At 73.8% G+C, this 23,694-nt stretch carries 21 protein-coding genes and 1 pseudogene; 7 read left to right on the plus strand and 15 right to left on the minus strand.

The genetic code is table 11. The annotated features are described in order from the left end of the window. The first annotated feature begins 1 nt into the window (after window position 1). Both ACZ6ZT_RS03980 and ACZ6ZT_RS03985 read left to right on the plus strand, forming a co-directional pair. Window positions 2-382, plus strand: coding sequence for a DUF742 domain-containing protein (locus tag ACZ6ZT_RS03980; RefSeq protein WP_469715275.1), 381 nt, complete (start codon window positions 2-4; stop codon window positions 380-382). Continuing rightward, window positions 382-1,125: a GTP-binding protein gene (locus tag ACZ6ZT_RS03985; RefSeq protein WP_469715277.1), complete on the plus strand. Its 744-nt coding sequence runs from the start codon at window positions 382-384 to the stop codon at window positions 1,123-1,125. Before ACZ6ZT_RS03980 ends, ACZ6ZT_RS03985 begins: the two co-directional genes overlap by 1 nt. 25 nt (window positions 1,126-1,150) lie before the next feature. On the opposite strand, the gene ACZ6ZT_RS03990 is transcribed toward ACZ6ZT_RS03985, so the two are convergent. Continuing rightward, window positions 1,151-1,579 carry a PPOX class F420-dependent oxidoreductase gene (locus tag ACZ6ZT_RS03990; protein WP_469715278.1) on the minus strand — a complete coding sequence of 143 codons (429 nt, stop codon included), beginning with the start codon at window positions 1,577-1,579 and terminating at the stop codon, window positions 1,151-1,153. Between the two features lie 106 nt (window positions 1,580-1,685). Between ACZ6ZT_RS03990 and ACZ6ZT_RS03995 the strand changes: the two genes are divergently transcribed. Further along, entirely contained in the window at window positions 1,686-2,084 is a 399-nt protein-coding gene (locus ACZ6ZT_RS03995; RefSeq protein ID WP_469715280.1) for a roadblock/LC7 domain-containing protein, read from the plus strand. A gap of 192 nt (window positions 2,085-2,276) precedes the next feature. Further along, entirely contained in the window at window positions 2,277-3,155 is an 879-nt protein-coding gene (locus ACZ6ZT_RS04000) for a DUF6397 family protein (protein WP_469715282.1), read from the plus strand. On the opposite strand, the gene ACZ6ZT_RS04005 is transcribed toward ACZ6ZT_RS04000, so the two are convergent. The 3 genes from ACZ6ZT_RS04005 to ACZ6ZT_RS04015 form a co-directional block, all read right to left on the minus strand. Beyond that, window positions 3,119-3,520 (minus strand): YchJ family protein, encoded by a 402-nt coding sequence (locus tag ACZ6ZT_RS04005; RefSeq protein WP_469715283.1) that lies wholly within the window; start codon window positions 3,518-3,520, stop codon window positions 3,119-3,121. The two genes, ACZ6ZT_RS04000 and ACZ6ZT_RS04005, sit on opposite strands and share 37 nt — an antisense overlap. Window positions 3,521-3,635: 115 nt before the next feature. Continuing rightward, a complete protein-coding gene (locus ACZ6ZT_RS04010) occupies window positions 3,636-4,538 on the minus strand; it encodes an acyl-CoA thioesterase (protein ID WP_469715285.1) in 903 nt (300 codons plus the stop codon). Between the two features lie 61 nt (window positions 4,539-4,599). Beyond that, window positions 4,600-7,122, minus strand: a complete 2,523-nt coding sequence (locus tag ACZ6ZT_RS04015) for a DEAD/DEAH box helicase (RefSeq protein WP_469715287.1) — start codon at window positions 7,120-7,122, stop codon at window positions 4,600-4,602. Between the two features lie 144 nt (window positions 7,123-7,266). Here ACZ6ZT_RS04015 and ACZ6ZT_RS04020 point away from each other — a divergent pair, with 144 nt between their 5' ends. Then, window positions 7,267-8,058, plus strand: coding sequence for a metal-dependent hydrolase (locus ACZ6ZT_RS04020; protein ID WP_469715289.1), 792 nt, complete (start codon window positions 7,267-7,269; stop codon window positions 8,056-8,058). Window positions 8,059-8,117: 59 nt separating this feature from the next. Here the strand turns inward: ACZ6ZT_RS04020 and ACZ6ZT_RS04025 are convergent, their stop codons facing one another. The 4 genes from ACZ6ZT_RS04025 to ACZ6ZT_RS04040 all read right to left on the minus strand — a co-directional run bounded on the left by ACZ6ZT_RS04025 (window position 8,118) and on the right by ACZ6ZT_RS04040 (window position 15,312). Continuing rightward, a complete protein-coding gene (locus tag ACZ6ZT_RS04025) occupies window positions 8,118-9,899 on the minus strand; it encodes an ABC transporter ATP-binding protein (protein ID WP_469715290.1) in 1,782 nt (593 codons plus the stop codon). Then, window positions 9,896-11,740, minus strand: a complete 1,845-nt coding sequence (locus ACZ6ZT_RS04030) for an ABC transporter transmembrane domain-containing protein (RefSeq protein ID WP_469715292.1) — start codon at window positions 11,738-11,740, stop codon at window positions 9,896-9,898. Before ACZ6ZT_RS04030 ends, ACZ6ZT_RS04025 begins: the two co-directional genes overlap by 4 nt. 116 nt (window positions 11,741-11,856) lie before the next feature. After that, window positions 11,857-14,793 carry an FAD-binding and (Fe-S)-binding domain-containing protein gene (locus ACZ6ZT_RS04035; protein ID WP_469715295.1) on the minus strand — a complete coding sequence of 979 codons (2,937 nt, stop codon included), beginning with the start codon at window positions 14,791-14,793 and terminating at the stop codon, window positions 11,857-11,859. A 36-nt stretch (window positions 14,794-14,829) separates the two neighbouring features. Next, the gene (locus tag ACZ6ZT_RS04040; protein ID WP_469715297.1) at window positions 14,830-15,312 is read right to left on the minus strand and encodes a MarR family winged helix-turn-helix transcriptional regulator; all 483 of its coding nucleotides are present in this window, start codon (window positions 15,310-15,312) and stop codon (window positions 14,830-14,832) included. A gap of 85 nt (window positions 15,313-15,397) precedes the next feature. Here ACZ6ZT_RS04040 and ACZ6ZT_RS04045 point away from each other — a divergent pair, with 85 nt between their 5' ends. Continuing rightward, window positions 15,398-17,311 carry an ABC transporter ATP-binding protein gene (locus ACZ6ZT_RS04045; RefSeq protein ID WP_469715300.1) on the plus strand — a complete coding sequence of 638 codons (1,914 nt, stop codon included), beginning with the start codon at window positions 15,398-15,400 and terminating at the stop codon, window positions 17,309-17,311. 73 nt (window positions 17,312-17,384) lie between these two features. Continuing rightward, window positions 17,385-18,227, plus strand: a complete 843-nt coding sequence (mltG, locus tag ACZ6ZT_RS04050) for an endolytic transglycosylase MltG (RefSeq protein ID WP_469715303.1) — start codon at window positions 17,385-17,387, stop codon at window positions 18,225-18,227. Here the strand turns inward: mltG and ACZ6ZT_RS04055 are convergent. The 7 genes and pseudogenes from ACZ6ZT_RS04055 to ACZ6ZT_RS04085 all read right to left on the minus strand — a co-directional run bounded on the left by ACZ6ZT_RS04055 (window position 18,224) and on the right by ACZ6ZT_RS04085 (window position 23,559). Then, complete coding sequence (locus ACZ6ZT_RS04055; RefSeq protein ID WP_469715305.1) at window positions 18,224-19,303, minus strand: FAD-dependent oxidoreductase; 1,080 nt, start codon at window positions 19,301-19,303, stop codon at window positions 18,224-18,226. The genes mltG and ACZ6ZT_RS04055 overlap by 4 nt on opposite strands. 148 nt (window positions 19,304-19,451) lie before the next feature. Next, window positions 19,452-19,928, minus strand: a complete 477-nt coding sequence (locus ACZ6ZT_RS04060) for a hypothetical protein (protein ID WP_469715306.1) — start codon at window positions 19,926-19,928, stop codon at window positions 19,452-19,454. 17 nt (window positions 19,929-19,945) lie between these two features. Next, a complete protein-coding gene (locus ACZ6ZT_RS04065) occupies window positions 19,946-20,191 on the minus strand; it encodes a hypothetical protein (protein WP_469715307.1) in 246 nt (81 codons plus the stop codon). Window positions 20,192-20,332: 141 nt separating this feature from the next. Continuing rightward, complete coding sequence (locus ACZ6ZT_RS04070; protein ID WP_469715309.1) at window positions 20,333-21,010, minus strand: HAD family hydrolase; 678 nt, start codon at window positions 21,008-21,010, stop codon at window positions 20,333-20,335. A 46-nt stretch (window positions 21,011-21,056) separates the two neighbouring features. Beyond that, on the minus strand, window positions 21,057-21,578 hold the full coding sequence (locus ACZ6ZT_RS04075; RefSeq protein WP_469715310.1) for an Lrp/AsnC family transcriptional regulator: 522 nt from the start codon (window positions 21,576-21,578) through the stop codon (window positions 21,057-21,059). A gap of 52 nt (window positions 21,579-21,630) precedes the next feature. Next, window positions 21,631-22,279, minus strand: a pseudogene (locus ACZ6ZT_RS04080) (DUF1365 family protein). Continuing rightward, window positions 22,273-23,559, minus strand: coding sequence for an NAD(P)/FAD-dependent oxidoreductase (locus tag ACZ6ZT_RS04085; RefSeq protein WP_469715311.1), 1,287 nt, complete (start codon window positions 23,557-23,559; stop codon window positions 22,273-22,275). Before ACZ6ZT_RS04085 ends, ACZ6ZT_RS04080 begins: the two are co-directional and overlap by 7 nt. Window positions 23,560-23,694 lie beyond the last annotated feature (135 nt).

The raw sequence follows: 23,694 nt of genomic DNA on the forward strand, positions 1-23,694 counted from the left end.
AATGGTGACGGGGCAGTGGTACGACGCCGAGGCGGGCCCGCTCGTACGCCCGTACGCGATGACCGGAGGGCGGACCAAGCCGGGGCCGCACGGGGTGCGCTTCGACCTCATCGCGCTGGTCGTGGTCGACCCGGCGGTGGGCGTGGCGCAGGAGTCGCTGCTCGGTCCGGAGCACCGGGCGCTGCTGGGGCTGTGCCGGGACGAGACCCAGTCGGTGGCCGAGCTGGCCGCCGAGGCGGATCTGCCGGTGGGGGTGGTGCGGGTGTTGCTGGGGGACCTGCTGGAGGCGGGGCACGTCACGGTCAGCCGTCCGGTGCCGCCGGCCCGGCTGCCGAACGTGCGGATTCTGCGGGAAGTCATCGAGGGATTGCGAGCGCTGTGATGGGACTGCACGACGACTGCGGACCGGGGGCGGTACCGGATGACGGCCCGGCCCCGGGGGCGGCTTCAGGGACGGCTGCCGGGGCGGCTTCCCGGACGGCTGCCGGGGCGGATGCGGGCGCGGACTCCGGCGTGGATCCCGGCGCGGACGGAGAACTGGCCGCGCTCGCCTTGAAGATCCTGGTGGCGGGTGGTTTCGGGGCCGGGAAGACCACGCTCGTCGGGGCGGTCAGCGAGATCCGGCCCTTGCGCACGGAGGAACTGCTCAGCGAGGCGGGCGAGCGCGTCGACGACACCGGCGGGGTGGGCCAGAAGACCACGACCACCGTGGCCATGGACTTCGGCCGGATCACCATCCGGTCCGGGCTGTCGCTGTACCTGTTCGGGACGCCGGGACAGGACCGGTTCTGGTTCCTGTGGGACGACCTCGCGCGGGGCGCGCTCGGCGCGGTCGTGCTGGCCGATACCCGGCGGCTGGAGGACTGCTTCCCCGCCGTGGACTACTTCGAGCACCGGCGGATCCCCTTCGCGGTGGCGGTGAACTGCTTCGCCGACGCCCGCCGTTACGGGGCGGACGAGGTGGCGCGGGCCCTTGATCTGGAGCAGGGGACGCCGGTGGTGCTGTGCGACGCCCGGGACAAGGACTCGGGCAAGGAGGTGCTGATCCGGCTCGTCGAGTACGCCGGGCGGGTGCACACCGCCCGGCTGCTCGACTCGGTCGGGCCGCAGGCCGATCCCGTCTGAGGCGGATCCGGCCCCGGCGGGGCGGTCAGTCGGCGATGCCGGCCGTGGCGATCACCTTGTCGATGCGGACGCGGACGAGGAGTTCGCCGGGCACGGCGTTGCGGCGGCCGAAGGCCTCGCCGCGCTCCTCGCCCATGTAGCGGGCGCCGATCCGCGTCGCCCAGGGCAGCATCTCCGCCAGGTCGTCGCTGATCTCGGCGCGTCCTTGGAGGACGACGTAGGAGAAGGGCGGCCGGTCGTCGTCCACGCAGAGGGCGACGCGGCCGTCGCGGGCCAGATTCCGCCCCTTGACGGTGTTCCTCCCGGTGTTGAACACGAAGGAATCTCCGTCGAGAACGAACCAGATCGGAGCGATGTGCGGGCTTCCGTCCTCACGGACCGTGGACAGCTTTCCGGTGCGGGTGGAGTGGGAGACGAAGGCCCGCCATTCCTCTTGAGTCATCTTCTGTGCCATGGGCCCATCCTCCTTGCCGGAAAGGACCTGGTGGGGAAGGCTTGCGCCACGACTACGCGGGGTGGGGCGCGGCCACGTCGGCCGCGTCGACGGGGAGGGGCTTGAAATGGCACTGGACAAGCAGCTCGACTGGCTGCTGGACGATCTGACGCGCAGGGTCCAACAGGTGCGCCACGCGGTGGTGTTGTCGAACGACGGGCTGGTGACGGCGGCCAGCGCCGGACTGGCGCGGGAGGACTCCGAGCACCTGGCGGCCGTGGCGGCCGGGTTGCAGAGCCTCGCGAAGGGGGCCGGACGGCACTTCCGGGCGGGTGAGGTGCGCCAGACCATGGTCGAGTACGACGAGGGGTTCCTCTTCGTCGTCGCGGCGGGCTCGGGCAGCTGTCTGTGCGCGCTGAGTGCGGCCGAGGCGGACATCGTGCAGGTGGCGTACGAGATGACGTTGCTGGTCAACCGGGTGGGCGAGCACTTGGGCGTGGCGGAGCGGCGGATCACCGGGGGCTGAGCGGGACGCTTGGTGCGGGCTGATCGGGGGGCTGACCGGGGCTGATCGAGGGGCCGATCAGGGGCTGATCGGGGACTGAGCACGGCTGTACCGGGGGCCGAGGGGGAAGTTATCCACAGGCCTCGCGCCGTGTCATCGCGCTGAGTTACGGTCTTCACACAGAGTGATCGCCACTCGTGGGGGAGGACCGTGATGAAGGTGGAAGCGCTGGAGCGTGCGCCGGTATCGGCCGGCGGGGAACTCGGCGAGGAATTCCGGGAGGATCCCGGACCGGACCCCCGTCCGGAGTTACGGGGAGACGCGCGGCCCCAGGAACTGCTGGGCGGCGTCCGCGCGGCCGGGGAACTGGGGCTGCGGCGGGGCGAGTTCGCCCGGGCCGTGCAGCTGGGACTGGTGCGCGCCGGCCCTCGGGCGCCGAGCGGGGCCGCCCGCTTCGCCCGCGCCGAGCTGGACCGGGTCAGGGCGGGGGAGGGCTTCCCGGAGGCCCTGCGGACGCGGATCGAGACGGTGGCCGGCGCCGACGCGGGTGCGGGGGTGCTGGGGATCGGCCCGAGCCGGTTCACCCGGCTCGCGCGCTGCGGGCACCTCACCCCGGTCGGCTACCGGATCAACCGCTACCGGGTCATCGTCTGGCTCTATCTGACGGCGGAGCTGCGGGAGTTCGCCGCCCGGGAACCGGGGATGCTGAGTGGTGCCGCGCCCCCGCCGGACCGGGAGCTGGTGGCGGCCGGGGCCGATCTGCGCCCGCGCCGGTGGCGGGGCCGGCATGTGGGGCTGTTGCTGAGACGGACCGCCGACCCGTGGGAGCGGGCGGCCGTGCTGGCCTCCGTGCTCCCCGAGCCGCAGGTGCGGCTGGCCGTCCCCGATCCGGCGGAACGGATCGTGCTGGCCGCCCTCGCACCGCCCCCGCCCTACGGGCACCCGCAGGCCCCGGCGGCCGCGGCGGTGGCCGGCAGGCTGCTGCTCGCGGAGCCCCCGGACGAGGTGCACTGGTACCGCACCAGCCTGGACTTCGCCCTCACCGGGGCGCGGGGTCAGTCGAACTCGACGGGGGAGAGGGGGCCGACGTAGACCCACGCCCCGCCCTCGCGGGAGAAGGAGCTGTGCTCGCGCAGCGAGCCGGTGTGACCGCCCTCCCGGTAGTGGGCCCGGAAGTCCACCGACCCCTCCGTCTCGAACATGCCGCCGCGCTCGGTGGCGAGGATCTCCAGCCGCTCCCAGCGCTGCCCGGGGTCCAGGTCGAGCCGGGGCGGACGGGTCGAGGAGTGCCAGGACCGCAGCAGGTAGGCGGTGTCGCCGACCGCGAAGGCGCTGAAGCGGGAGCGCATCAGCAGTTCGGCGGTGGGCGCCTGCCGGTCGCCGGAGTGGAAGCGGCCGCAGCAGGCCGGATAGGCGGCGGGCAGCCCGCAGGGGCAGGGGAGTTCCGGGGAGGGCATGTGCGCTCAGCTCTTCGGGTCTTCGGGCCCGGGCGCGGAGGCCCGGCGCCCGGTTCGGTGCGGTGACGACAGGGAGCGTGACGTGCGGGGAGTCACGCGGAGAGGGGGGGAGGGACTACTGCGGGGACACGGCCGGCGTGGCCGACTCGGCCGGGTGCGGGCGGAAGAGGCCCTCCTGGACCACGGAGACCAGCAGCCTGCCCTCCAGGTCGTAGATCCGGCCACGGGCCAGGCCGCGGCCGCCGTGCGCGATGGGTGACTCCTGGTCGTACAGGAACCACTCGTCCGCCCGGAACGGCCGGTGGAACCACATGGCGTGGTCCAGCGAGGCCATGTCGAAACCGCGCATGCCCCACAGCGGTTCCACGGGGATGCGGACGGCGTCGAGGAGGGTCATGTCACTGGCGTAGGTGAGGGCGCAGGTGTGGACGAGCGGGTCGTCGCCCAGTGGGCCGACCGCCCGCATCCACACCGCGCTGCGCGGATCGGCGTCCTTGAGCTCCTCCGGAGTCCAGCGGAGCCGGTCCACGTACCGGATGTCGAAGGGCTGGCGGCGGGCCATCCGCTCCAGGGCCTCGGGCAGCGCGCCGAGGTGCTCGCGGATCTCGTCCACGACCTTCGGAAGCGTGTCCGGATGCGGGAAGTCGAGGCGGGGCGGCAGCTGGTGCTCGATGCCGCCCTCCTCCGGATGATGGAAGGAGGCGGTCAGATTGAAGATGGTCTTGCCCTGCTGGACCGCGGTGACCCGGCGCGTGGTGAAGGAACGCCCGTCGCGCACCCGCTCCACCTGGTACACGATCGGCACCCCGGGGATCCCGGGGCGCAGGAAGTACGCGTGCAGCGAGTGGACCGGGCGGTCGCTCTCGGTCGTACGGCCGGCCGCCACCAGCGCCTGGCCGGCGACCTGCCCGCCGAACACGCGCTGGAGGGACTCCTGGGGGCTGGCCCCCCGGAAGATGTTGACTTCGATCTGCTCCAGGTCGAGCAGATCGACCAGTCTCTCGGCGGGGTTCGTCATCAGGGCTTCTCCACGGTCGGGACCGGCGGCTGCGCACCGGCCGGCGGCTTGGGGGGTGGGGTCAGAGCGTGCCGAGCTCGCCGACCGAGGTGACCCGGATGACGGCCCGGCCCTCCTCGTCGGACGCGGCGAGGTCGACCTCGGCGCTGATGCCCCAGCCATGGTCGCCGTTCGGGTCGGCGAAGGTCTGGCGGACGCGCCACAGCCCGTGCGCCGGGTCCTCCTCGATCTGGAGGAGCTTGGGGCCGCGTGCGTCGGGGCCGGTGCCGAGGTCGTCGTACTCGTCCCAGTAGCCGTCCATGGCCTCGCCCCAGGCGTCGGCGTCCCAGCCGGCCTCGGCGTCCAGCTCGCCCAGCACGTTGACGTGGTCCAGGGCCGCCAGCTCGACCCGGCGGAACATCGCGTTGCGGACCAGCACACGGAAGGCGCGGGCGTTGGCCGTGACCGGCTTGACCTGGTCGGCCTTCTCCTGGGCCTGCTCCGCCGTCTCCACCTCCGGGTTCGCCAGCTGCTCCCACTCGTCGAGCAGGCTGGAGTCGACCTGGCGGACCAGCTCGCCCAGCCATTCGATGAGGTCCTGGAGGTCCTCGGACTTGAGGTCGTCGGGGATCGTGTGGTCCAGCGCCTTGAAGGCACTGGCCAGGTAGCGCAGCACGATGCCCTCGGTCCGGGCCAGCTCGTAGAAGGAGGTGAACTCGGTGAAGGTCATCGCGCGCTCGTACATGTCGCGGATGATCGACTTGGGGGAGACCGGGTGGTCGCGGACCCACGGGTGGCTCTTGCTGTACACGTCGTAGGCGTGCAGCAGCAGTTCCTCCAGGGGCTTGGGATAGGTGACGTCCTGGAGCCGCTCCATGCGCTCCTCGTACTCGATCCCGTCGGCCTTCATCGCGCCGACCGCGATCCCCCGCTCCTTGTTCTGCTGGGCGGCCAGGATCTGGCGCGGGTCGTCCAGGGTGGACTCGACGACCGAGACCATGTCCAGGGCGTAGGAGGGGGATTCGGGGTCGAGCAGGTCGAAGGAGGCCAGCGCGAAGGTGGACAGCGGCTGGTTCAGCGCGAAGTCCTGCTGGAGGTCGACGGTGAGCCGGATGGTGCGGCCCTCCGCGTCCGGGGTGTCGAGCTTCTCCACGACGCCGCCGTCCAGCAGCGAACGGTAGATCGCGATGGCCCGGCGGATGTGCCTCAGCTGGGCCTTGCGCGGCTCGTGGTTGTCCTCCAGGAGGTGGCGCATCGCCTTGAAGGCGTCCCCAGGCCGGGCGATGACCGACAGCAGCATGATGTTGGTGACCTTGAAGCGCGAGGTCAGCGGCTCCGGGTCGGCGGCGATGAGCTTCTCGAAGGTGATGTCCGACCAGGCCACGAAGCCCTCGGGGGCCTTCTTGCGGACCACCTTGCGGCGCTTCTTCGGGTCGTCGCCCGCCTTCGCGAGGGCCTTCTCGTTCTCGATGACGTGCTCGGGCGCCTGCGCGACCACGAAGCCCGCCGTGTCGAAGCCGGCCCGGCCCGCGCGGCCGGCGATCTGGTGGAACTCGCGGGCGCGAAGCGTGCGGACGCGGCTGCCGTCGTACTTGGTGAGCGCCGTGAACAGCACCGTGCGGATGGGGACGTTGACGCCGACGCCGAGGGTGTCGGTACCGCAGATGACCTTCAGCAGACCGGCCTGGGCCAGCTTCTCCACCAGGCGCCGGTACTTGGGCAGCATGCCCGCGTGGTGGACGCCGATGCCGTGGCGGACGTAGCGGGAGAGGTTCTGGCCGAACTTCGTGGTGAAACGGAAGTTGCCGATCAGCTCCGCGATCTTGTCCTTCTCCTCGCGGGTGCACATGTTGATGCTCATCAGCGACTGCGCCCGCTCGACCGCCTGGGCCTGCGTGAAGTGCACGATGTAGACCGGTGCCTGCCGGGTCTCCAGCAGCTCGGTGATGGTGTCCGTGATCGGCGTGGTCACGTACTCGTACGACAGCGGGACCGGCCGGCTGGCGGAGCGGACCACCGAGGTCGGGCGGCCCGTGCGCCGGGTCAGGTCCTCCTCGAACCGCTTCATGTCGCCGAGGGTCGCCGACATCAGGACGAACTGCGCCTGCGGCAGCTCCAGCAGCGGGATCTGCCAGGCCCAGCCGCGGTCCGGCTCCGCGTAGAAGTGGAACTCGTCCATCACGACCTGGCCGATGTCGGCGTACTTGCCGTCGCGCAGGGCGATGGAGGCCAGTACCTCGGCGGTGCAGCAGATCACGGGGGCGTCCGCGTTCACGGAGGCGTCACCGGTGAGCATGCCGACGTTCTCGGTGCCGAACAGCTTGCACAGGTCGAAGAACTTCTCCGACACCAGGGCCTTGATCGGCGCGGTGTAGAAGGTGACCTTGTCCTGGGCCAGCGCCGTGAAGTGCGCGCCCGCCGCGACGAGGCTCTTGCCGGAGCCGGTCGGGGTCGAGAGGATCACGTTCGCGCCGGAGACCACCTCGATCAGTGCCTCCTCCTGCGCCGGGTACAGGGTGATGCCCTGGTCCTCCGCCCACGAGGAGAAGGCTTCGAAGAGGGCGTCGGGGTCGGCGTTCGGCGGGAGCTGATCAATGAGGGTCACACCCCCCATCTTGCCTGGCTTCGGACCGGAAGAGGGAACCGGCGGCCGGATCGAAGATCATCCCCGGTACGCTGTGCCGTCGAGGCGGCCCGACCGAACCACGCGACGGAGCCCGACCACACGGCACCGGGGCGGGATACAGACATGATGGGTCCGGCTCACTCACTGTCCGGGGCGGCCGCCTGGCTGGGCGTCGGGGCGGCGACCGCCGCCGCCGGGCACCCGATGCCATGGCCCGTGCTCGTCGTCGGCGCGCTCATCTGCGCCGGGGCGGCCCTGGCCCCCGACCTCGACCACAAGTCGGCGACGATCTCGCGCGCCTTCGGCCCGCTGTCCCGGGGCCTGTGCGAGGTGGTCGACAAGATCTCCTACGCCGTCTACAAAGCCACCCGCTCCCCGCGCGACGCCCGGCGCACCGGAGGCCACCGCACGCTGACCCACACCTGGCTCTGGGCGGTCCTGATAGGCGCCGGTTCCTCGGCGCTCGCCGTCACCACCGACCGCTGGGGCGTGCTCGCGCTGCTCTTCGTCCACCTGGTCCTGGCCGTCGAAGGGCTGCTGTGGCGGGCGGCCCGGATGTCCAGCGACGTCCTGGTCTGGCTGCTCGGGGCGACCAGCGCCTGGATCCTCGCCGGGGTGCTCGACCAGCCGGGCAACGGCGCGGACTGGCTCTTCACCGGCCCCGGCCAGGAGTACCTGTGGCTCGGCCTGCCGATCCTGCTGGGCGCCCTCGTCCACGACATCGGTGACGCGCTGACCGTCTCCGGCTGCCCGATCCTGTGGCCCCTGCCCATCGCCGGCAAGCGCTGGTACCCGATCGGGCCGCCGAAGCCGATGCGCTTCCGCGCCGGCAGCTGGGTGGAGCTCAAGGTGCTGATGCCGGTCTTCATGCTCCTCGGCGGCATGGGTGGCGCGGCGGCCCTCGGCTTCATCTGATCCCTGCCGCTGCCCCCCGCCGCTGACCCCCCGCCGCTGAACCCCGCCGACCGGCCCGGTCAGCCGTGCCAGGAGCGCCACAGGGCGGCGTAGGCGCCGTCCGCCGCGACCAGTTCGTCGTGCGAACCCAGCTCGCTGATCCGGCCGCCCTCCACCACCGCGATCACGTCCGCGTCGTGCGCGGTGTGCAGCCGGTGCGCGATCGCGATCACCGTACGGCCGTCCAGCACCCGGGCCAGCGAGCGCTCCAGGTGCCGGGCGGCGCGCGGGTCCAGCAGCGAGGTCGCCTCGTCCAGCACCAGCGTGTGCGGATCCGCCAGCACCAGCCGGGCCAGCGCCACCTGCTGGGCCTGCGCCGGGGTCAGGGCCGTCCCGCCGGAGCCCACCTCCGTGTCCAGCCCGGCGTCCAGCGCCCGCGCCCAGCCGTCGGCGTCCACCGCGCCCAGCGCCTCCCACAGTTCGGCGTCCGCCGCGCCCGCCCGGGCCAGCCGCAGGTTGTCCCGCAGCGAGCCGACGAACACGTGGTGCTCCTGGTTGACCAGCGCCACGTGCTCGCGCACCCGCTCCGCCGGCATCCGCGACAGCGTCGCCCCGCCCAGCGTGACGTCGCCCGTCCGGGGCGCGTAGATGCCCGCCAGCAGCCGCCCGAGGGTGGACTTGCCCGCGCCCGAAGGACCGACCAGCGCCATCCGGGTGCCCGGCGGCACCGACATCGACACCTGGTGCAGGACGTCCACGCCCTCCTTGTAGCCGAAGTGGACCTCGTCCGCCCGCACGGCCCGGCCGCTCGGGGCGAGCGTCGCGTCCCCCGCGTCCGGCTCGATCTCGTGCACGCCGACCAGCCGGGCCAGCGAGACCTGCGCGACCTGGAGCTCGTCGTACCAGCGCAGGATCAGACCGATCGGATCGACCATCATCTGCGCCAGCAGCGCGCCCGTGGTCATCTGACCGACCGACATCCAGCCGCGCAGCACGCAGTACCCGCCGATCATCAGCACGAAGCCGAGGATCAGGACGTACGTGACGTTCACGACGGGGAAGAGGACCGTCCGCAGGTAGAGCGTGTACCGCTCCCAGGCCGTCCACTCCTTGATCCGCCGCTCCGACAGCGCGATCCGGCGCCGTCCGAGGCGGTGCGCCTCCACGGTCCGGCCCGCGTCCACGGTCTCGGTGAGCACCGCCGCGACCGCCGCGTACCCGGCGGCCTCCGAGCGGTACGCCGAGGGCGCCCGCCGGAAGTACCAGCGGCAGCCGACGACCAGGACCGGCAGCGCCAGCAGCGCGGCCAGGGCCAGCTGCGGAGCGGTGACCGCGAGCGCCCCGTACAGCAGCCCGGCCCAGACCACGGCGATGGTCAGCTGCGGCACGGCCTCGCGCATGGCGTTGGCCAGCCGGTCGACGTCGGTCGTGATCCGCGAGAGCAGGTCGCCGGTGCCGGCCCGCTCCAGGACGCCCGGGGGCAGCCCCACGGAACGCACCAGGAAGTCCTCGCGCAGATCGGCCAGCATCTCCTCGCCCAGCATCGCCCCGCGCAGCCGCACCAGGCGCGTGAAGAACGTCTGCACGGCCAGCGCCAGCGCGAACAGCATGGCCACGCGCCCCAGATGGAGCTCGCGCGCCCCCGAGGAGAGATCGTCGACGACCCGCCCCAGCAGGGTGGGCCCGGCCATGGAGGCGACCACCGCCGCCGCGTTGACCCCCACCAGCCCCACGAAGGCCCGCCGGTGCCTGCGCAGCAGGCCGCGCACGTAGCCCCGTACGGTCTCCGACGAGCCCACGGGCAGGGTCGCGGCCGTCTCGGGGGCCGCCGGATCGTGTTCCGGGGGCGCCAAGCCGATCATGCGGATTCCTCGATCTCTGTGAGTTCCTCGGCCGGCGCCGCCAGGCCGAAGCCGGCGCGCCGCTGTTCCTCGTCCGTCTCGCGCGTGACGACCGCCCGGTAATGCGGCTCGCCGCGCAGCAGCTCACGGTGCGTGCCCGCCGGGAGGGCGCGGCCCTCGTGGACCAGGACGACCCGGTCGGCCCGGTCCAGCAGCAGCGGCGACGACGCCAGCACCACGGTGGTGCGCCCGGCGCGCAGGGTCGCGATCCCGTCGGCGATCCGTGCCTCGGTGTGCGAGTCCACCGCCGAGGTCGGCTCGTCCAGGACCAGCACCTCCGGGTCGGTGACCAGCGACCGGGCCAGCGCAAGCCGCTGGCGCTGGCCGCCCGACAGGGAACGCCCGCGCTCGGTGATCCGGGCGTCCATCGGGTCGTCCACCGCCTCGGGGGCCGACTGCAGCAGCGCCTCCAGGACGTCGCCGCACTGCGCCGCCGCCAGCGCCGCCCCGGCCGTGACGGCGCCGGAGGCCGGTACGTCGAACAGCCCGCGCAGCGTCCCCGACAGCAGCACCGGCTCCTTGTCCTGTACGAGGACCAGCTCGCGCGCCGCGTCCAGCGGGAGTTCGTCCAGCGCGACCCCGCCCAGCAGCGCGGAGGGCGCCCCGGCGGCGGAGTCCATCGGATGGCCGCCCAGCCGCTCGGCGAGCCGTCCCGCGAGATCGGGGTCCCCGCACACGACCGCCGTGAACCGGCCGGCCGGGGCCAGCACCCCCGTCTCGGCGTCGTACAGGTCCCCGCCCGGAGCCGGCGGCAGAACCACCGCACCGGCGTCGGGCGCTCCGGTCTCGGCGGTCTCGGCGGCATCGGTCCGGGTCAGCGACAGCACCCGGGCCGCCCGGGCGGCGGAGGGCCGGGAGAAGGAGTAGGCCATGGCGATCTCCTGGAAGTGCCGCAGCGGGTACAGCATGGTGCTCACCGCGCTGAAGGCCGCGACGAGTTGACCGACCGCCAGCCGGTCGTCCAGCACCAGCACGGAGCCGTACCAGATCACCGTGATCAGCAGCGCGCCCGGCAGCAGCACCTGGATCGCGGCGATCAGCGCCCACATCCGCGCGGTGCGCACGGCGGCCCGGCGGACCTCCTGCGAGGCCTCGCGGTAGCGGCTCAGGAAGAGTTCCTCACCGCCGACGCCGCGCAGGACGCGCAGGCCCGCAACGGTGTCGGAGGCCAGTTCCGTGGCCTTGCCCGCCTTCTCGCGCTGGTGGTCGGCGCGCCGGGTGGCGCGGGGCAGCAGCGGCAGCACGGACAGCGCCAGCACGGGGACACCGGTGGCGACCACCACCCCGATGGCGGGGGCGTAGAACAGCAGGCCGACACAGATCGCGACGACGGTGACGGCGGCGGCGAGGAAGCGGGACACCGCCTCGACGAACCAGCCGATCTTCTCCACGTCGCCGGTAGAAACGGCCGCCACTTCGCCTGCCGCGACCCGGCGGGTCAGGGCGGAGCCCAGCTCGGCGGTCTTGCGGGCCAGCAGCTGCTGGACCCGGGCGGCGGCGGTGATCCAGTTGGTGACGGCGGTGCGGTGCAGCATGGCGTCGCCGACGGAGATGGCCACGCCGAGGAGCAGGAGCAGCCCGCCGACCCGGAGCAGGCCCGCGCCGTCGCGCCGGACGACCGCGTCCACGCCCAGTCCGACCGCGTACGGGAGTCCGGCGACACCGCCGAAGTGCACCAGGCCCCAGGCCAGGCTGCGGGCCCGGCCGCCGAGTTGGCCGCGCCCCAGCCAGCGCAGGAACGCCGGTCCGGAGCGGGCGTCTGGTTGTCCGGGGTCGGAATACGGAAGATCGCTGATCTGCATGACGCCCCATGACTGGTCGAGTAGGCCGAACCACGCAAGGTTCGTCTTCCGGACCCGGCCGGGGCAATCGATTTTCCGGTGCGGAGGGAGGTGCGCCCGCGCGTATTGCGGGGCGCTCAGGGGCGGGTGGCGCGTTCCAGCGCGAGCAGGGCCGAGGCGTAGCGGTGCCCGGTGGCCCGGTCCATGCCGACCTCGCACATCCGGTTCGCCGACAGGTAGGCGTCGTAGGACCGGGAGGTCACCTCCGCCGCCTCGCGGGCCGTCGCCGACGCGGTCAGCTCCGGGTGCAGCATCCCCCGGTCGCCGGCGAAGGCGCAGCAGCCCGCGTCGTCCGGGACGACCACCTCGTCGGCGCAGGCGGCCGCCACCGCGCGCAGTTCGGCGAGATCGTCCAGCCGGAGCATCGAGCAGGTGGGGTGGAGGACGGCGGAGCCGACCGTGCGCAGGACCTCCAGCCGGGGCAGCAGTTCACGTGCCGCCCAGACGACGGAGTCGACGATCCGCAGTGCTTCGTGGAGGGCGCGGTTGTCCTCGGTCAGGTACGGGACCACCTCCCGCGCGAGGCCCAGGGTGCAGGAGGAGGCGTCGACCACCAGCGGGAGCCGGCCCCCGGCCGTCCAGCCCCAGGCGGCCTCGACGGTCCGGTTGGCCATCAGCCGGTTGCCCTCCTCGTACCCCTTGGAGTGCCAGATGGTGGCGCAGCAGGTGCCGGTGACGTCGCGGGGGATCCACACCGGCTTCCCGGCCCGCTCCGACACGGCGACCACCGCCTCCGGCAGGGAGGGCCCGCCGTCCCGGTCCGAAGAGCCGAAGACGCGGTTGACGCAGGCCGGGTAGTACACGGCCGCCGCGCCCACCCGCCGGGTCGGGGGCAGTGCCCGGGCGGCGGCGCCGGGGAGCTGGGGCAGCCAGCGCGGCACCAGGTCGGGGCGTACGGCCTTCCGGGCGAGGGCGGTCAGCGCGGTCAGCGGCGCGTCGCCGACCCGGGAGGTGATCGCGTCGGCCGCGGCCACGGCCAGCCGGGCGGCGGCCTCCACCCCGCGGAACCCCCGCGCGGCGAGCGCGGCGGCGCGCTCCTCGCGCGGCCCGTGGCGGCGGTGGCGGAAGTCCTTCATCAGGGCGCCGGTGTCGATGCCGACCGGGCAGGCGAGCCCGCAGGTGGAGTCTGCCGCGCAGGTGTCGACGGCGTCGTAGCCGTAGGCGTCGAGCAGGCCGTCGAGGACGGGGGAGTCCGGCCGCTGGCGCGTCATCTCGCGGCGCAGCACGATCCGCTGGCGCGGGGTGGTCGTCAGGTCCCGGCTGGGACAGACCGGTTCGCAGAAACCGCACTCGATGCAGGGGTCGGCGACGGCCTCGATCCGGGGGATCGTCTTCAGCCCGCGCAGATGGGCCCGCGGGTCGCGGTCGAGGAGGATCCGCGGGGCGAGGACGAGGTCCGGGTCGATGAGCCGCTTGGTGCGCCACATGAGTTCGGTGGCCCTGGGCCCCCACTCCAGTTCGAGGAAGGGGGCCATGTTGCGGCCGGTGGAGTGCTCCGCCTTGAGGGAGCCGTCGAAGCGTTCGACGGTGAGCCGGCAGAAGGCGTCCATGAAGGCCGCGTACCGGTCGACATCGGCGGGCACGGAGGCGTCGAAAGCGAGGAGGAAGTGCAGGTTGCCGTGGGCGGCGTGGCCCGCGACGGCCGCGTCGAAGCCGTGCTCGGCCTGGAGGACGAGGAGCGCCTCGCAGGCCTCGGCAAGTCTGGACGGCGGTACGGCGAAGTCCTCGGTGATCAGGGTGGTGCCGGCGGCGCGGGCTCCGCCAACGGCGGTGACGAAGGCCTTGCGGGCCTTCCAGTAGCCGGAGACGACGGCGAGATCGCTGGTGAACGCGTTGGTGACGGAGGCGACCGGTGCGACCAGCTCCAGCCCGGCCAGCACCTCGGCGGCCCGGCGCTCGTGCGCGGCGCGGCCGGCCGCGTCCGGGGCCCGGAACTCAACGAGCAGCGCGGCCGCGTCCTTGGGCAGCCGCGCCCAGTCGGCGGGCACGCCCGCGACGCTGACCGAGGCGCGCAGGGTGTTGCCGTCCATCAGCTCCACGGCGAGGGCGCCCGCCTCGTTGAACAGCGGTACGGCGGCAGCGGCGGCGGGCAGGGAGGGGAAGAAGAGCAGGGCGGTGGTGAGCTCGCGGTCGAGGGGCAGGGTGTCGAAGACGACCTCGGAGATGAAACCGAGGGTGCCTTCGGAGCCGACCATCAGGCCGCGCAGGATCTCCACCGGGGTGGCGCCGTCGAGGTAGGCGTCGAGGCGGTAACCGGTGGTGTTCTTGATCTCGTACTTGGCGCGGATCCGGGCGACGAGCTCCGGATCGGCCTCGATCTCCCGCTTGATCTCCAGCAGCCCGTGGCACAGGGCCGGCTCGGCGCGGGCCAGTTCCTCGTCGGCGAGCGGGTCGGCCGTGTCGACCACCGTGCCGGTCGGCAGGACGAACGTGAGGGAGGAGAGGGTCCGGTACGCGCTCCTCGTGGTCCCGGCCGTCATGCCCGAGGCGTTGTTCGCGACGACCCCGCCGAGGGTGCAGGCGAGGGCGCTGGCCGGGTCGGGCCCCAGGACCCGGCCGTACCGGGCCAGGGCGGCGTTGGCCCGGAACACGGTGGTGCCCGGCCGGATCCGGGCGCGGCGGCCGCCGTCGAGGACTTCGACGCCGGACCAGTGGCGGCGTACGTCGACCAGGATGTCCTCGCCCTGGGCCTGACCGTTCAGCGAGGTTCCGGCGGCGCGGAAGACCACCTCGCGCCGCCGGCCGTGGGCGTAGGAGAGCACGGCGGAGACGTCGTCGAGGTCCTCGGCGACCACCACGACCTGCGGCACGAACCGGTACGGGGAGGCGTCGGAGGCGTAGCGGACCAGGTCGGAGACCTTCCAGAGCACCTTCTCGGCGCCGAGCAGGCCGGTCAGCCCGGCGCGCACGGCCGGCGGGGTGCCCGCCGCCATCCGGTCGGGGACCCGGTCGGGGGCCGGGGTGGCGGGGCCGTCGGGGCGCAGGGCGCCCGGCTCCGGTTCCAGCAGCGGCATACGGGCCCCTTCCTGTGCGCCGGCGCCGGCGCGCGGTCAGCAGCCGCGGCCCCCCGGGATACCGGCCGGGGCGTCCGCGAGCGCGTTCAGCAGGCCGCCGAGCACCTCGCGCTGGTCGGCGGTCAACGGAGCCAGGATCTCCTCCGCGGCGTCGGTCCGCGCGTTGCGCAGACGGCGCAGCGTGGCGCGGCCGGTTTCGGTGAGCTCGATCCGGATCACGCGGCGGTTGGCGGGGTCCGGCACCCGGCGCACGCAGTCGGCGCTCTCCAGGCCGTCGACCAGGGTGGTCACGGCGCGGGGCACGACTTCGAGGCGCGTGGCCAGATCGGCCATCCGGGGCGGCTGGTCGCCGCCGTAGTGCGCGACGAGCCGGAGCAGCCTGCCCTGGGCGGGGGTGATCCCGAGCGGCTCCAGGTGGCGCTTCTGGATCCGGTGGAGCCGCCGCGTGAGGCGCAGCAGCTGCTCGGCGAGGACGCCGTCGGTGGAATCGCGGGTGTCGGTCTCGGAACCGGTGCTCATACTGGGAACAGTACCAGGACCGGATTCATTGTGAGTATAGGTAACAATGAGCTATGCTCATCGGAGTCTCGGCAGAAGGAGGCCCATGCGCCCCGAAGAACCGAAGTGGACCCCATCGAACGAAGCCCTCGACCCCACCCGTCCGGCTCCCTCCGAGCGCCCGCGCGAGCTGCGGCGCATCCTCGGCCTCTTCCGCCCCTATCGCGGCCGTCTCGCGGTGGTCGGGTTGCTGGTCGCCGCGTCCTCGCTGGTCGGCGTCGCCTCGCCGTTCCTGCTCAAGGAGATCCTGGACGTCGCGATCCCGCAGGGCCGCACCGGGCTGCTGAGCCTCCTCGCGCTCGGCATGATCCTGACCGCCGTCGTGACCAGCGTCTTCGGCGTGCTCCAGACCTTCATCTCCACCACCGTCGGCCAGCGCGTCATGCACGACCTGCGCACCGCCGTCTACGCCCAGCTCCAGCGGATGCCGCTGGCCTTCTTCACCCGCACCCGCACCGGCGAGGTGCAGTCCCGCATCGCCAATGACATCGGCGGCATGCAGGCCACCGTCACCTCGACCGCGACCTCGCTCGTGTCGAACCTGACCGCCGTCATCGCCTCCGTGGTCGCGATGCTCGCCCTCGACTGGCGGCTCACCCTCGTCTCGCTGTTCCTGCTGCCGCTCTTCGTGTGGATCAGCCGCCGCGTGGGCCACGAGCGCAAGAAGATCACCACCCAGCGGCAGAAGCAGATGGCCGCGATGGCCGCCGAGGTCACCGAGTCCCTCTCGGTGAGCGGCATCCTGCTGGGCCGCACCATGGGCCGTTCCGATTCCCTCACCAAGGCGTTCTCCGAGGAGTCCGAGAAGCTGGTCGGGCTGGAGGTGCGCTCCAGCATGGCCGGGCGCTGGCGGATGTCGACCATCGGCATCGTCATGGCCGCCATGCCCGCGCTCATCTACTGGGCCGCGGGCATCGCCCTGCAGACCGGCGCCCCCTCGCTCTCCGTCGGCACCCTCGTCGCCTTCGTCAGCCTCCAGCAGGGCCTGTTCCGGCCCGCCGTGAGCCTGCTGTCGACCGGCGTGCAGATGCAGACCTCGCTCGCGCTGTTCGCCCGGATCTTCGAGTACCTCGACCTGCCGGTGGACATCACCGAGCGCCCGGATCCGGTACGGCTGGAGCAGGCCAAGGGCGAGGTCCGCCTGGAGGACGTGCACTTCTCGTACGAGCCCCAGAACGGCCCCACGCTCACCGGCATCGACCTCACCGTCCCCGCCGGCGGTTCGCTCGCCGTGGTCGGCCCGACCGGCTCGGGCAAGAGCACCCTCAGCTACCTCGTGCCACGGCTCTACGACGTGACCGGCGGACGGGTCACCCTGGACGGGGTGGACGTCCGCGACCTCGACTTCGACTCGCTGGCCCGCTCCATAGGCGTGGTCTCCCAGGAGACCTACCTCTTCCACGCCTCGGTCGCCGACAACCTGCGCTTCGCCAAGCCCGACGCCACCGACGAGGAGATCACCGAGGCGGCCCGGGCGGCCCAGATCCACGACCACATCGAGTCCCTGCCCGACGGGTACGACACCCTGGTCGGCGAGCGCGGCTACCGCTTCTCCGGCGGCGAGAAGCAGCGCCTGGCCATCGCGCGCACGATCCTGCGCGATCCGCCGGTGCTCATCCTCGACGAGGCCACCAGTGCCCTCGACACCCGCACCGAGCACGCGGTGCAGCGGGCCATCGACAGCCTGTCCCGGGGCCGTACCACCATCACCATCGCGCACCGCCTCTCCACCGTCCGGGACGCCGACCAGATCGTGGTCCTGGACGCGGGCCGCATCGCCGAGCGCGGGACGCACGAAGAGCTGCTCGACGCCGGAGGGCGTTACGCGGCCCTGGTCCGCCGCGACCGGGACGCCGCCGCGAAGGCCCCCGCGCTGCGGGAGCCGGATGTGGACGCCACGGGCACGCGGAGGAGCCGGGGTGCTGCGGAGGAGCCGCTGACGACTCCGGTGAAGGTGTGATCGTACGATCAAAGCAAGGGTGAAAAGGTATGTAATGCGGCGAATATGGCGAGGTGCGGGCTAGCGTGCCCGTATGCCTCATGAGGACCAGCCGCCACAGCGCCGCTCCCAGTTCACCCGTCGGGGCCGCCTGGCGCTCCTGCTCGGCCTGCTGATCGCGCTCGGGGCCGCCGTCCTGATCCCGCTCCTGCTGCCTGACGAGACGCCGCCCGAGCGACCGCGCCGGCTGCTGATCCCCGAAGGGTGGCGGGCTCCCCAGGTCTACGCCGCCGTCGACCGCGAACTGAAGCTCCCGGCCGGCACCACGCAGCACGCCGCCGCCACCGCCGTACTGCCCCTCCCGGCGGAGGCCAAGGGCAACCCCGAGGGGTACCTGTTCCCGGCGACATACCCGGTGACCTCGACGTCCACCCCGGTCGGGCTGCTCACGTACATGGTGGAGACGGCGAACCGGCACCTCGCCACGAAGGCCGTGGCCGACGGCGGCAGGGCGCACGGGATGACCCCGTACCAGACGGCCACCCTCGCGAGCATCGTCGAGGCGGAGGTCGACAATCCGGCGGACATGGGCAAGGTCGCGCGCGTGGTGCACAACCGGCTGGCGAAGTCGATGCCGCTCCAGATGGACTCGACCCTCAACTACGCCCTGAACCGCAGCACGGTCGACACCAAGCTCAGCGACACCCGCATCGACCACCCCTTCAACACCTACGCACGCCAGGGCCTGCCGCCCACCCCCATCGACAGCCCCGGCCTGCGCGCCATGGCGGCGGCGGTCGCGCCGACCCCCGGCGACTGGCTGTTCTTCGTCACCGTCAAGCCGGGGGACACCCGCTTCTCGGCGACCTACGAAGAGCACGAGCGGCACGTGGCGGAGTTCAACCGCCTCCGCGCGGGCGCGGCCCGCAAGCTCTAGACCGGGGTGCGGGCCAGGAGGCGGCGGAGGGCGCGGGTGGCGGCGGCGCCGGCCCGGTTGGCGCCGACCGTCGAGGCCGAGGGGCCGTATCCGACCAGGTGGACGCGCTCGTCCCGGACCGCCCTCGTGCCCTCGACCCGGATGCCGCCGCCGGGCTCGCGCAGCCGCAGCGGGGCCAGGTGGTCGACGGCGGCCCGGAACCCGGTGGCCCACAGCACGACGTCGGCGTCCACCCGGCTGCCGTCCGCCCAGGCGGCGCCGGTCGCGGTGAGGTGGTCGAAGACGGGCCGCCGGGCCAGGACCCCCGAGGCCAGACCCGCCCGTACGGCCTCGTTCAGCGGCAGGCCCGTCACGCTGACCACGCTCTGCGGGGGCAGCCCGCGCCGGACCCGCTCCTCGACCAGCGCCACCGCCGCCCGGCCCTCGGCCTCGCCGAAGGAGCCCTTGCGGAACACGGGCGGCCGCCGGGTGACCCACGTGGTCTCCGCCGCCACCTCGGAGATCTCCAGCAGGTGCTGCACCGCCGAGGTGCCGCCGCCGACGACGATGACCCGGGCCCCGGCGAACTCCGCCGGGCCCGGGTAGTTCGCCGTGTGCAGCTGGCGCCCCCGGAACAGCTCCTGGCCCGGGTAGCGCGGCCAGAACGGCCGGTCCCAGGTGCCCGTGGCGTTGACCAGGGCCCGCGCCGACCAGCTGCCCGACGCCGACTCCACGAGCAGCCGGCCGGCCGGGCCGTCGCCCGCGTCGCGCACCGCCGTCACGTCCACGGGCCGGCGTACGCGCAGGCCGAAGCGCTCCTCGTACGCCGCGAAGTACGCGCCGATCACCTCGGACGAGGGCCGCAGCGGATCCGCGCCGACCAGCTCCATGCCGGGCAGCGCGTGCATGCCGTGGACCTTGCCGTAGGTGAGCGAGGGCCAGCGGAACTGCCAGGCGCCGCCCGGCCGGGGCGAGTGGTCGAGCACCACGTGGTCGATCCCGGCCCGTCCCAGGTGGTAGGCGCTGGACAGGCCCGCCTGCCCCGCCCCGACGACCACCACGTCCACCTCTGCCGCGCCCCGCACCGTTTCGTTCACGGTTCTACCAACTCGCGTCGGGCTCGGGATCTTCCCCGACCGCGTCGCCGCCGCCGTGGCGCGGCAAGGCGGCCGGGCCCCGGACGCGGACGCCCCCGTCCGGCGGCGGGGGTGTCGCCGGACGGGGGCGCGCGTCGTGCGGTGTCGGTCAGGCGGTCTCCCTGATCCAGGCGGCCAGTTGCTCCGGGGTCGTGGACGGGTCCGCCACCAGGGTGGCGAGTTCGTCCTCCCGGAAGGTGGCCGTGGTGACGGCCGGGCAGCGGTGGCAGGCGGAGACGCCCGACTGCTGCCACCACTGGCACCGGGAGCGCAGGTGGCACCGGGGGACCGCACGGGCGTCCGCCGTCGCCGCGGGCAGGGCCAGGACCCGTTCCACGAGGGCGCAGTCCTCGCCCCGCCGGTTGACGCAGGCGGAGACGCAGTGCGAGGCGAAACGCAGGACCCGGGTGGGCTCGACGCCCTCGGGTACGCCGCCGAGCACCTCGGCCGCCGGGACCGGATCGGCGAGGTAGACCACCCGGCCGTCCACCGCCGAGCGGACGCCGAGGACGAGGGACTCCGGCGCCCGGGCCTCGCCGCTCGGGCACCAGGTCGGCGGGGCTGCTGCTGTCTGGTCGCTTCCCACGGTGCTCACCGGGCCCGTCAGCCGGCTACGGCGTCGCTCGACGCCAGCGCCTCACGGCCGATGGGGTCGCCGAGGGTGCCCTGCGCACCGAGCGCCTGCTCCCGCGCCACCGCCTGGGCGAGGTTCTGGTGCAGCTGCTCCACCGAGGTGATGCGCGCGCCGTTCGGGGCCGCGTTCGCCGTGCCGACCGCCGTCATCGCGATCCCCGCCGCCATCACGACGGCCGCACTGCCCGCTGCCAGCTTGTTCCTGTTCATCTCCATCGAGCCCTCTCCGGTCAGGGCGGCGTGCTCTCCCGCCGCCGCCGAGGCCCGAGCGTAGGAGCGCGCGCGGCGCCAAGGGGGCAGTTACCGGGGGCAGTTCGGGCCGAATCCGGTCGCCCCTCGCAGCACGCGGGCCGGGGCTCAGGCGGTCGCGCGCGACAGCAGCCAGTCGTGGGCGGCGTCCGCGCTGAAGCCGGCCTGGCCGCCCGCGAAGAGCAGGCCCGCGGCGGCGAAGGCCGGGTCGTCCGCGGTGTCCGTCACGTAGGGGACCGCCACGCAGCCCATCCCGGCGGCGTGCGCGGCCAGGGCGCCGGGCGCCGCGTCCTCGACGACCACGCAGTCGGCCGGTGCGGCACCGAGCCGGCGGGCCGCCTCCAGGAAGACGTCGGGGGCGGGCTTGCCGTGCGCGACCTCCTCCGCCGAGACGGCGGTGGTCAGCAGCGTGTCCAGCCCGGTGCCCGCCAGTACGGCGTCGATCGCCTCGCGGGAGGAGCCGGAGGCCACCGCCATCGGGACGCCCCGCGCGTGCAGGCGCTCGACGAGCTTGCGCATCTCCGGATAGACCTCGGTGTGCGCGCGGGCGAGCTCCAGGTAGGCGGCGTTCTGCTCCGCGAGCAGCTGCCCGACGGGGGCCCGCAGCCCGTGGCGCTCCCGGAGGATCTCCAGCGTCTCCAGGGTGCCGATGCCGATGAAGCGGGAGTGCTCCTCCCACGTGAACCCGGGGACGCCGTGGCGCTCCAGGGTGCGGCGGCCCGACTCGTAGTAGTTCGGCTCGCTGTCCACGAGGGTGCCGTCGAGATCGAATATGACGGAAATCATCCGCTGTGCCCGTCCTGCCGGTTGTGTACGTGTCCACACCATCCTGTCAGGGTTTCGGAGCCGCCCTCTCGGCCCTGCCCGCCCGGGCCGCCCGCTCCGCCGCCTGCCGCCCCACCGATTCGACCAGGGGGAGCAGCCGGTGCGCCACCCGCTCGCGCAGGGCCACTTCGGTTCGGGTACGCAGCACGCCCGGCAGCCGGATCAGCCGCTGGATCACGTCCTCCAGGTGGGCGTTGTCGCGGGCCGCCACCCGGGTCAGCAGGTCCCCGCCGCCGGTGATCGAGAAGGCCTCGATGATCTCGGGCACGGCGGCGAGGGCCTCGCCCGCCTCGTCCAGGTACCCCTGGGTGACCTCGATGTGGACGAAGGCCAGCACGGGGTGCCCGAGCGCCGCCGGGGAGAGCGCCGGGCCGGTCCCGGTGATCACCCCGGTCCGCTCCAGCCGGTCCAGCCGGGCTTGGAGGGTGCCGCGCGCCACGCCGAGGATCCGGGCGTACTCGCGGACGCTGGTGCGCGGCTGCTCGATCAGCAGGCGCAGGATCCGGGTGTCGAGTTCGTCCACCGCCATGGCCGGACTGTACCAATGGCCCGATTCACCCGCTTCCGGGGCGCCCCGCCGGTCACTTCAGGCCCGCCTGGCGCACGGGTCTGCGGCGCGGCTGCAGGGGCAGCCCGCGCAGCCACAGCCGGACGCCGTGGCACCGGATGCCCAGCGCCACCGCGGCGGTGGACCACGGATGGTGCAGCGCGGCGCGCAGCAGCCCCCGCGCGCCCCCGCGGCGGCGCCGCCCCCGCACGGTCGCGGTCAGCCGGGCCCCGTCGCCGCCGCCCGCCAGCCGGACCAGCAGGTCCAGCCGCTCGCCGTACGTGGTGTGTACCTCGGCGACGATCTGCCGCAGGGGCGCCGTCCGGGGGGTGGCACCAGTACACCGAGAGCGGGTTGAACACGTACCCGAGCACCCGCGCGTGCGCCAGCATCAGCACCCGCGAACCCGGCGGCAGCGCCGCCCCGCGCCTCGCCAGGAACGCGTCCAAGCCCGCCCGGATCGTCGGCAGCCCGCCACCGAAGTGGTCCCGGGCCTCGAACCGGGCCAGGGGCCGCAGCGGGGCCGGCAGCCGGGGCGGCGCGTCCAGGTCCACCAGCCACAGGTACGTGCGGTGGCGCAGGGAGTGCCGGTGGCCGCCGGTCCGCACGTGCCGGACGTCGGCCTCGTACAGGGCACCGGCCGCCGCCGGCCCGGCCCCCGGAGGCTCGCCGCCGCTCACCAGACCACGCCCAGCGCGGCCGCAGCCGCCACGCCCGAGCGGCAGCCGTCCTCGGGGGACCCCCAGCCGTGGTACGCCCCCGCGAAGGCCGTCACCGGCCCCGACAGCCCGGGCAGCCGAAGCCGCGCCGCCGCCGCCTCCGGGGAGTACAGCGGGTGCTCGTACACCGCCTCGGCCAGCACCCGCTCCGGCCGTACCCTGCCGGCCGCCGGGTCCAGGGTCACCACGTACGGCTCCGGCCCCGTCAGCCCCTGGAGCCGGTTCATGTCGTAGCTGACCTCCACCGGCGTCCCGGCCGGCCGGCATCCAGACAGCCGATGCATGCGGCAGCCCCGCGCCGTCGCCGCGCGCGGCAGCACCGAGGCGTCCGTGTGCAGCACCGTCCGGTGGCGGGAATAGCGGAAGGCGCCGAGCACCGCCCGCTCGGCGTCGCCGGGATCGGCCAGCAGCCGCAGCGCCTGGTCCGCGTGGACGGCGATCACCACCGAGTCGTACGCCGCCGGGGCCCCGTCGGCGGTGGTGATCCACACCCCGCCCGCCGTACGGGAGAGCGACCGTACCCGCGCCCCGCAGCGGACCGCCCCCGCGCCCAGCGCCTCCCGGACCCGCTCCACGTACCGGGCCGAGCCGCCCTCGACCGTACGCCGGCGCGGCGCGCCGCCGCCGCCCGGCAGCAGCCCCTGGCGGGAGAGGCGGCGGAACAGGTGCCGCGCCGGGCAGGCCAGCGCCGCGCCCGGCGGACCGGGCCACACGCAGGCCGCCAGCGGCACCGCGAAGTGCCCGGCGAAGTACGGCCCGAACCGGCCCCGCTCCAGGAACTCGCCCAGCGTCGGCTCGGGCGCCCCCGGCGGCGAGGCCAGCAGCCGCCGGGCCCGCCGGTGGAACTCCGGCACCCTCGCCAGCATCCGCAGGTACGCGGGCCGCAGCGCGCACCGGGGCCGGGCGGACAGCCCCCACGGCCCGCGCGTCCCCCGGTACTCCAGCCGGCAGCCCGCGCAGTGCACCGACAGCCCGAGGCCGGCCGGCCGGGTGGCCACGCCCAGTTCGCGCAGCAGCCGCGTCAGGTGCGGGTCCGTACGTTCGTCGTGGACGACGACCCCGGAATCGATGGCCCGGACCAGGCCGTCGGGCCCCTCCACCGTATGGGTGCGGGCGTGCCCGCCCAGCCGGTCGTCGGCCTCGTACAGGGTCACCTCATGGCTCCCGGCCAGCACGTACGCCGCCGTCAGCCCCGAGACACCCCCGCCGACCACGGCCGTGCGCGGTCGTCCTCGCTCGGTCATCCCGCTCCCTCCGTCTTCGCTCCCCCCGTCACCGTTCGCCGTTACTTCGGAGCCGTGGGGGGTGTCGGATGTGTCGTGGGGCGAACCGGTACGCGGGAACGGCATGGTGGTCCCCGGAGACCGGGCCGCCGCATC

It is taken from the genome of Streptomyces sp. NPDC102258, from assembly GCF_055584685.1.

Excerpts from the sequence above, each read along its gene's own strand:
- ACZ6ZT_RS04040 (WP_469715297.1), bottom strand. The coding sequence starts at position 15,312 with ATGAGCACCGGTTCCGAGACCGACACCCGCGATTCCACCGACGGCGTC.
- ACZ6ZT_RS03985 (WP_469715277.1), top strand. The coding sequence starts at position 382 with ATGGGACTGCACGACGACTGCGGACCGGGGGCGGTACCGGATGACGGC.
- ACZ6ZT_RS04030 (WP_469715292.1), bottom strand. The coding sequence starts at position 11,740 with ATGCAGATCAGCGATCTTCCGTATTCCGACCCCGGACAACCAGACGCC.
- ACZ6ZT_RS03990 (WP_469715278.1), bottom strand. The coding sequence starts at position 1,579 with ATGGCACAGAAGATGACTCAAGAGGAATGGCGGGCCTTCGTCTCCCAC.
- ACZ6ZT_RS04070 (WP_469715309.1), bottom strand. The coding sequence starts at position 21,010 with ATGATTTCCGTCATATTCGATCTCGACGGCACCCTCGTGGACAGCGAG.
- ACZ6ZT_RS04085 (WP_469715311.1), bottom strand. The coding sequence starts at position 23,559 with ATGACCGAGCGAGGACGACCGCGCACGGCCGTGGTCGGCGGGGGTGTC.
- ACZ6ZT_RS04020 (WP_469715289.1), top strand. The coding sequence starts at position 7,267 with ATGATGGGTCCGGCTCACTCACTGTCCGGGGCGGCCGCCTGGCTGGGC.
- ACZ6ZT_RS04025 (WP_469715290.1), bottom strand. The coding sequence starts at position 9,899 with ATGATCGGCTTGGCGCCCCCGGAACACGATCCGGCGGCCCCCGAGACG.
- ACZ6ZT_RS04045 (WP_469715300.1), top strand. The coding sequence starts at position 15,398 with ATGCGCCCCGAAGAACCGAAGTGGACCCCATCGAACGAAGCCCTCGAC.
- ACZ6ZT_RS04035 (WP_469715295.1), bottom strand. The coding sequence starts at position 14,793 with ATGCCGCTGCTGGAACCGGAGCCGGGCGCCCTGCGCCCCGACGGCCCC.
- mltG (WP_469715303.1), top strand. The coding sequence starts at position 17,385 with ATGCCTCATGAGGACCAGCCGCCACAGCGCCGCTCCCAGTTCACCCGT.
- ACZ6ZT_RS04010 (WP_469715285.1), bottom strand. The coding sequence starts at position 4,538 with ATGACGAACCCCGCCGAGAGACTGGTCGATCTGCTCGACCTGGAGCAG.
- ACZ6ZT_RS03995 (WP_469715280.1), top strand. The coding sequence starts at position 1,686 with ATGGCACTGGACAAGCAGCTCGACTGGCTGCTGGACGATCTGACGCGC.
- ACZ6ZT_RS04075 (WP_469715310.1), bottom strand. The coding sequence starts at position 21,578 with ATGGCGGTGGACGAACTCGACACCCGGATCCTGCGCCTGCTGATCGAG.
- ACZ6ZT_RS03980 (WP_469715275.1), top strand. The coding sequence starts at position 2 with ATGGTGACGGGGCAGTGGTACGACGCCGAGGCGGGCCCGCTCGTACGC.
- ACZ6ZT_RS04065 (WP_469715307.1), bottom strand. The coding sequence starts at position 20,191 with ATGGAGATGAACAGGAACAAGCTGGCAGCGGGCAGTGCGGCCGTCGTG.
- ACZ6ZT_RS04005 (WP_469715283.1), bottom strand. The coding sequence starts at position 3,520 with ATGCCCTCCCCGGAACTCCCCTGCCCCTGCGGGCTGCCCGCCGCCTAT.
- ACZ6ZT_RS04000 (WP_469715282.1), top strand. The coding sequence starts at position 2,277 with ATGAAGGTGGAAGCGCTGGAGCGTGCGCCGGTATCGGCCGGCGGGGAA.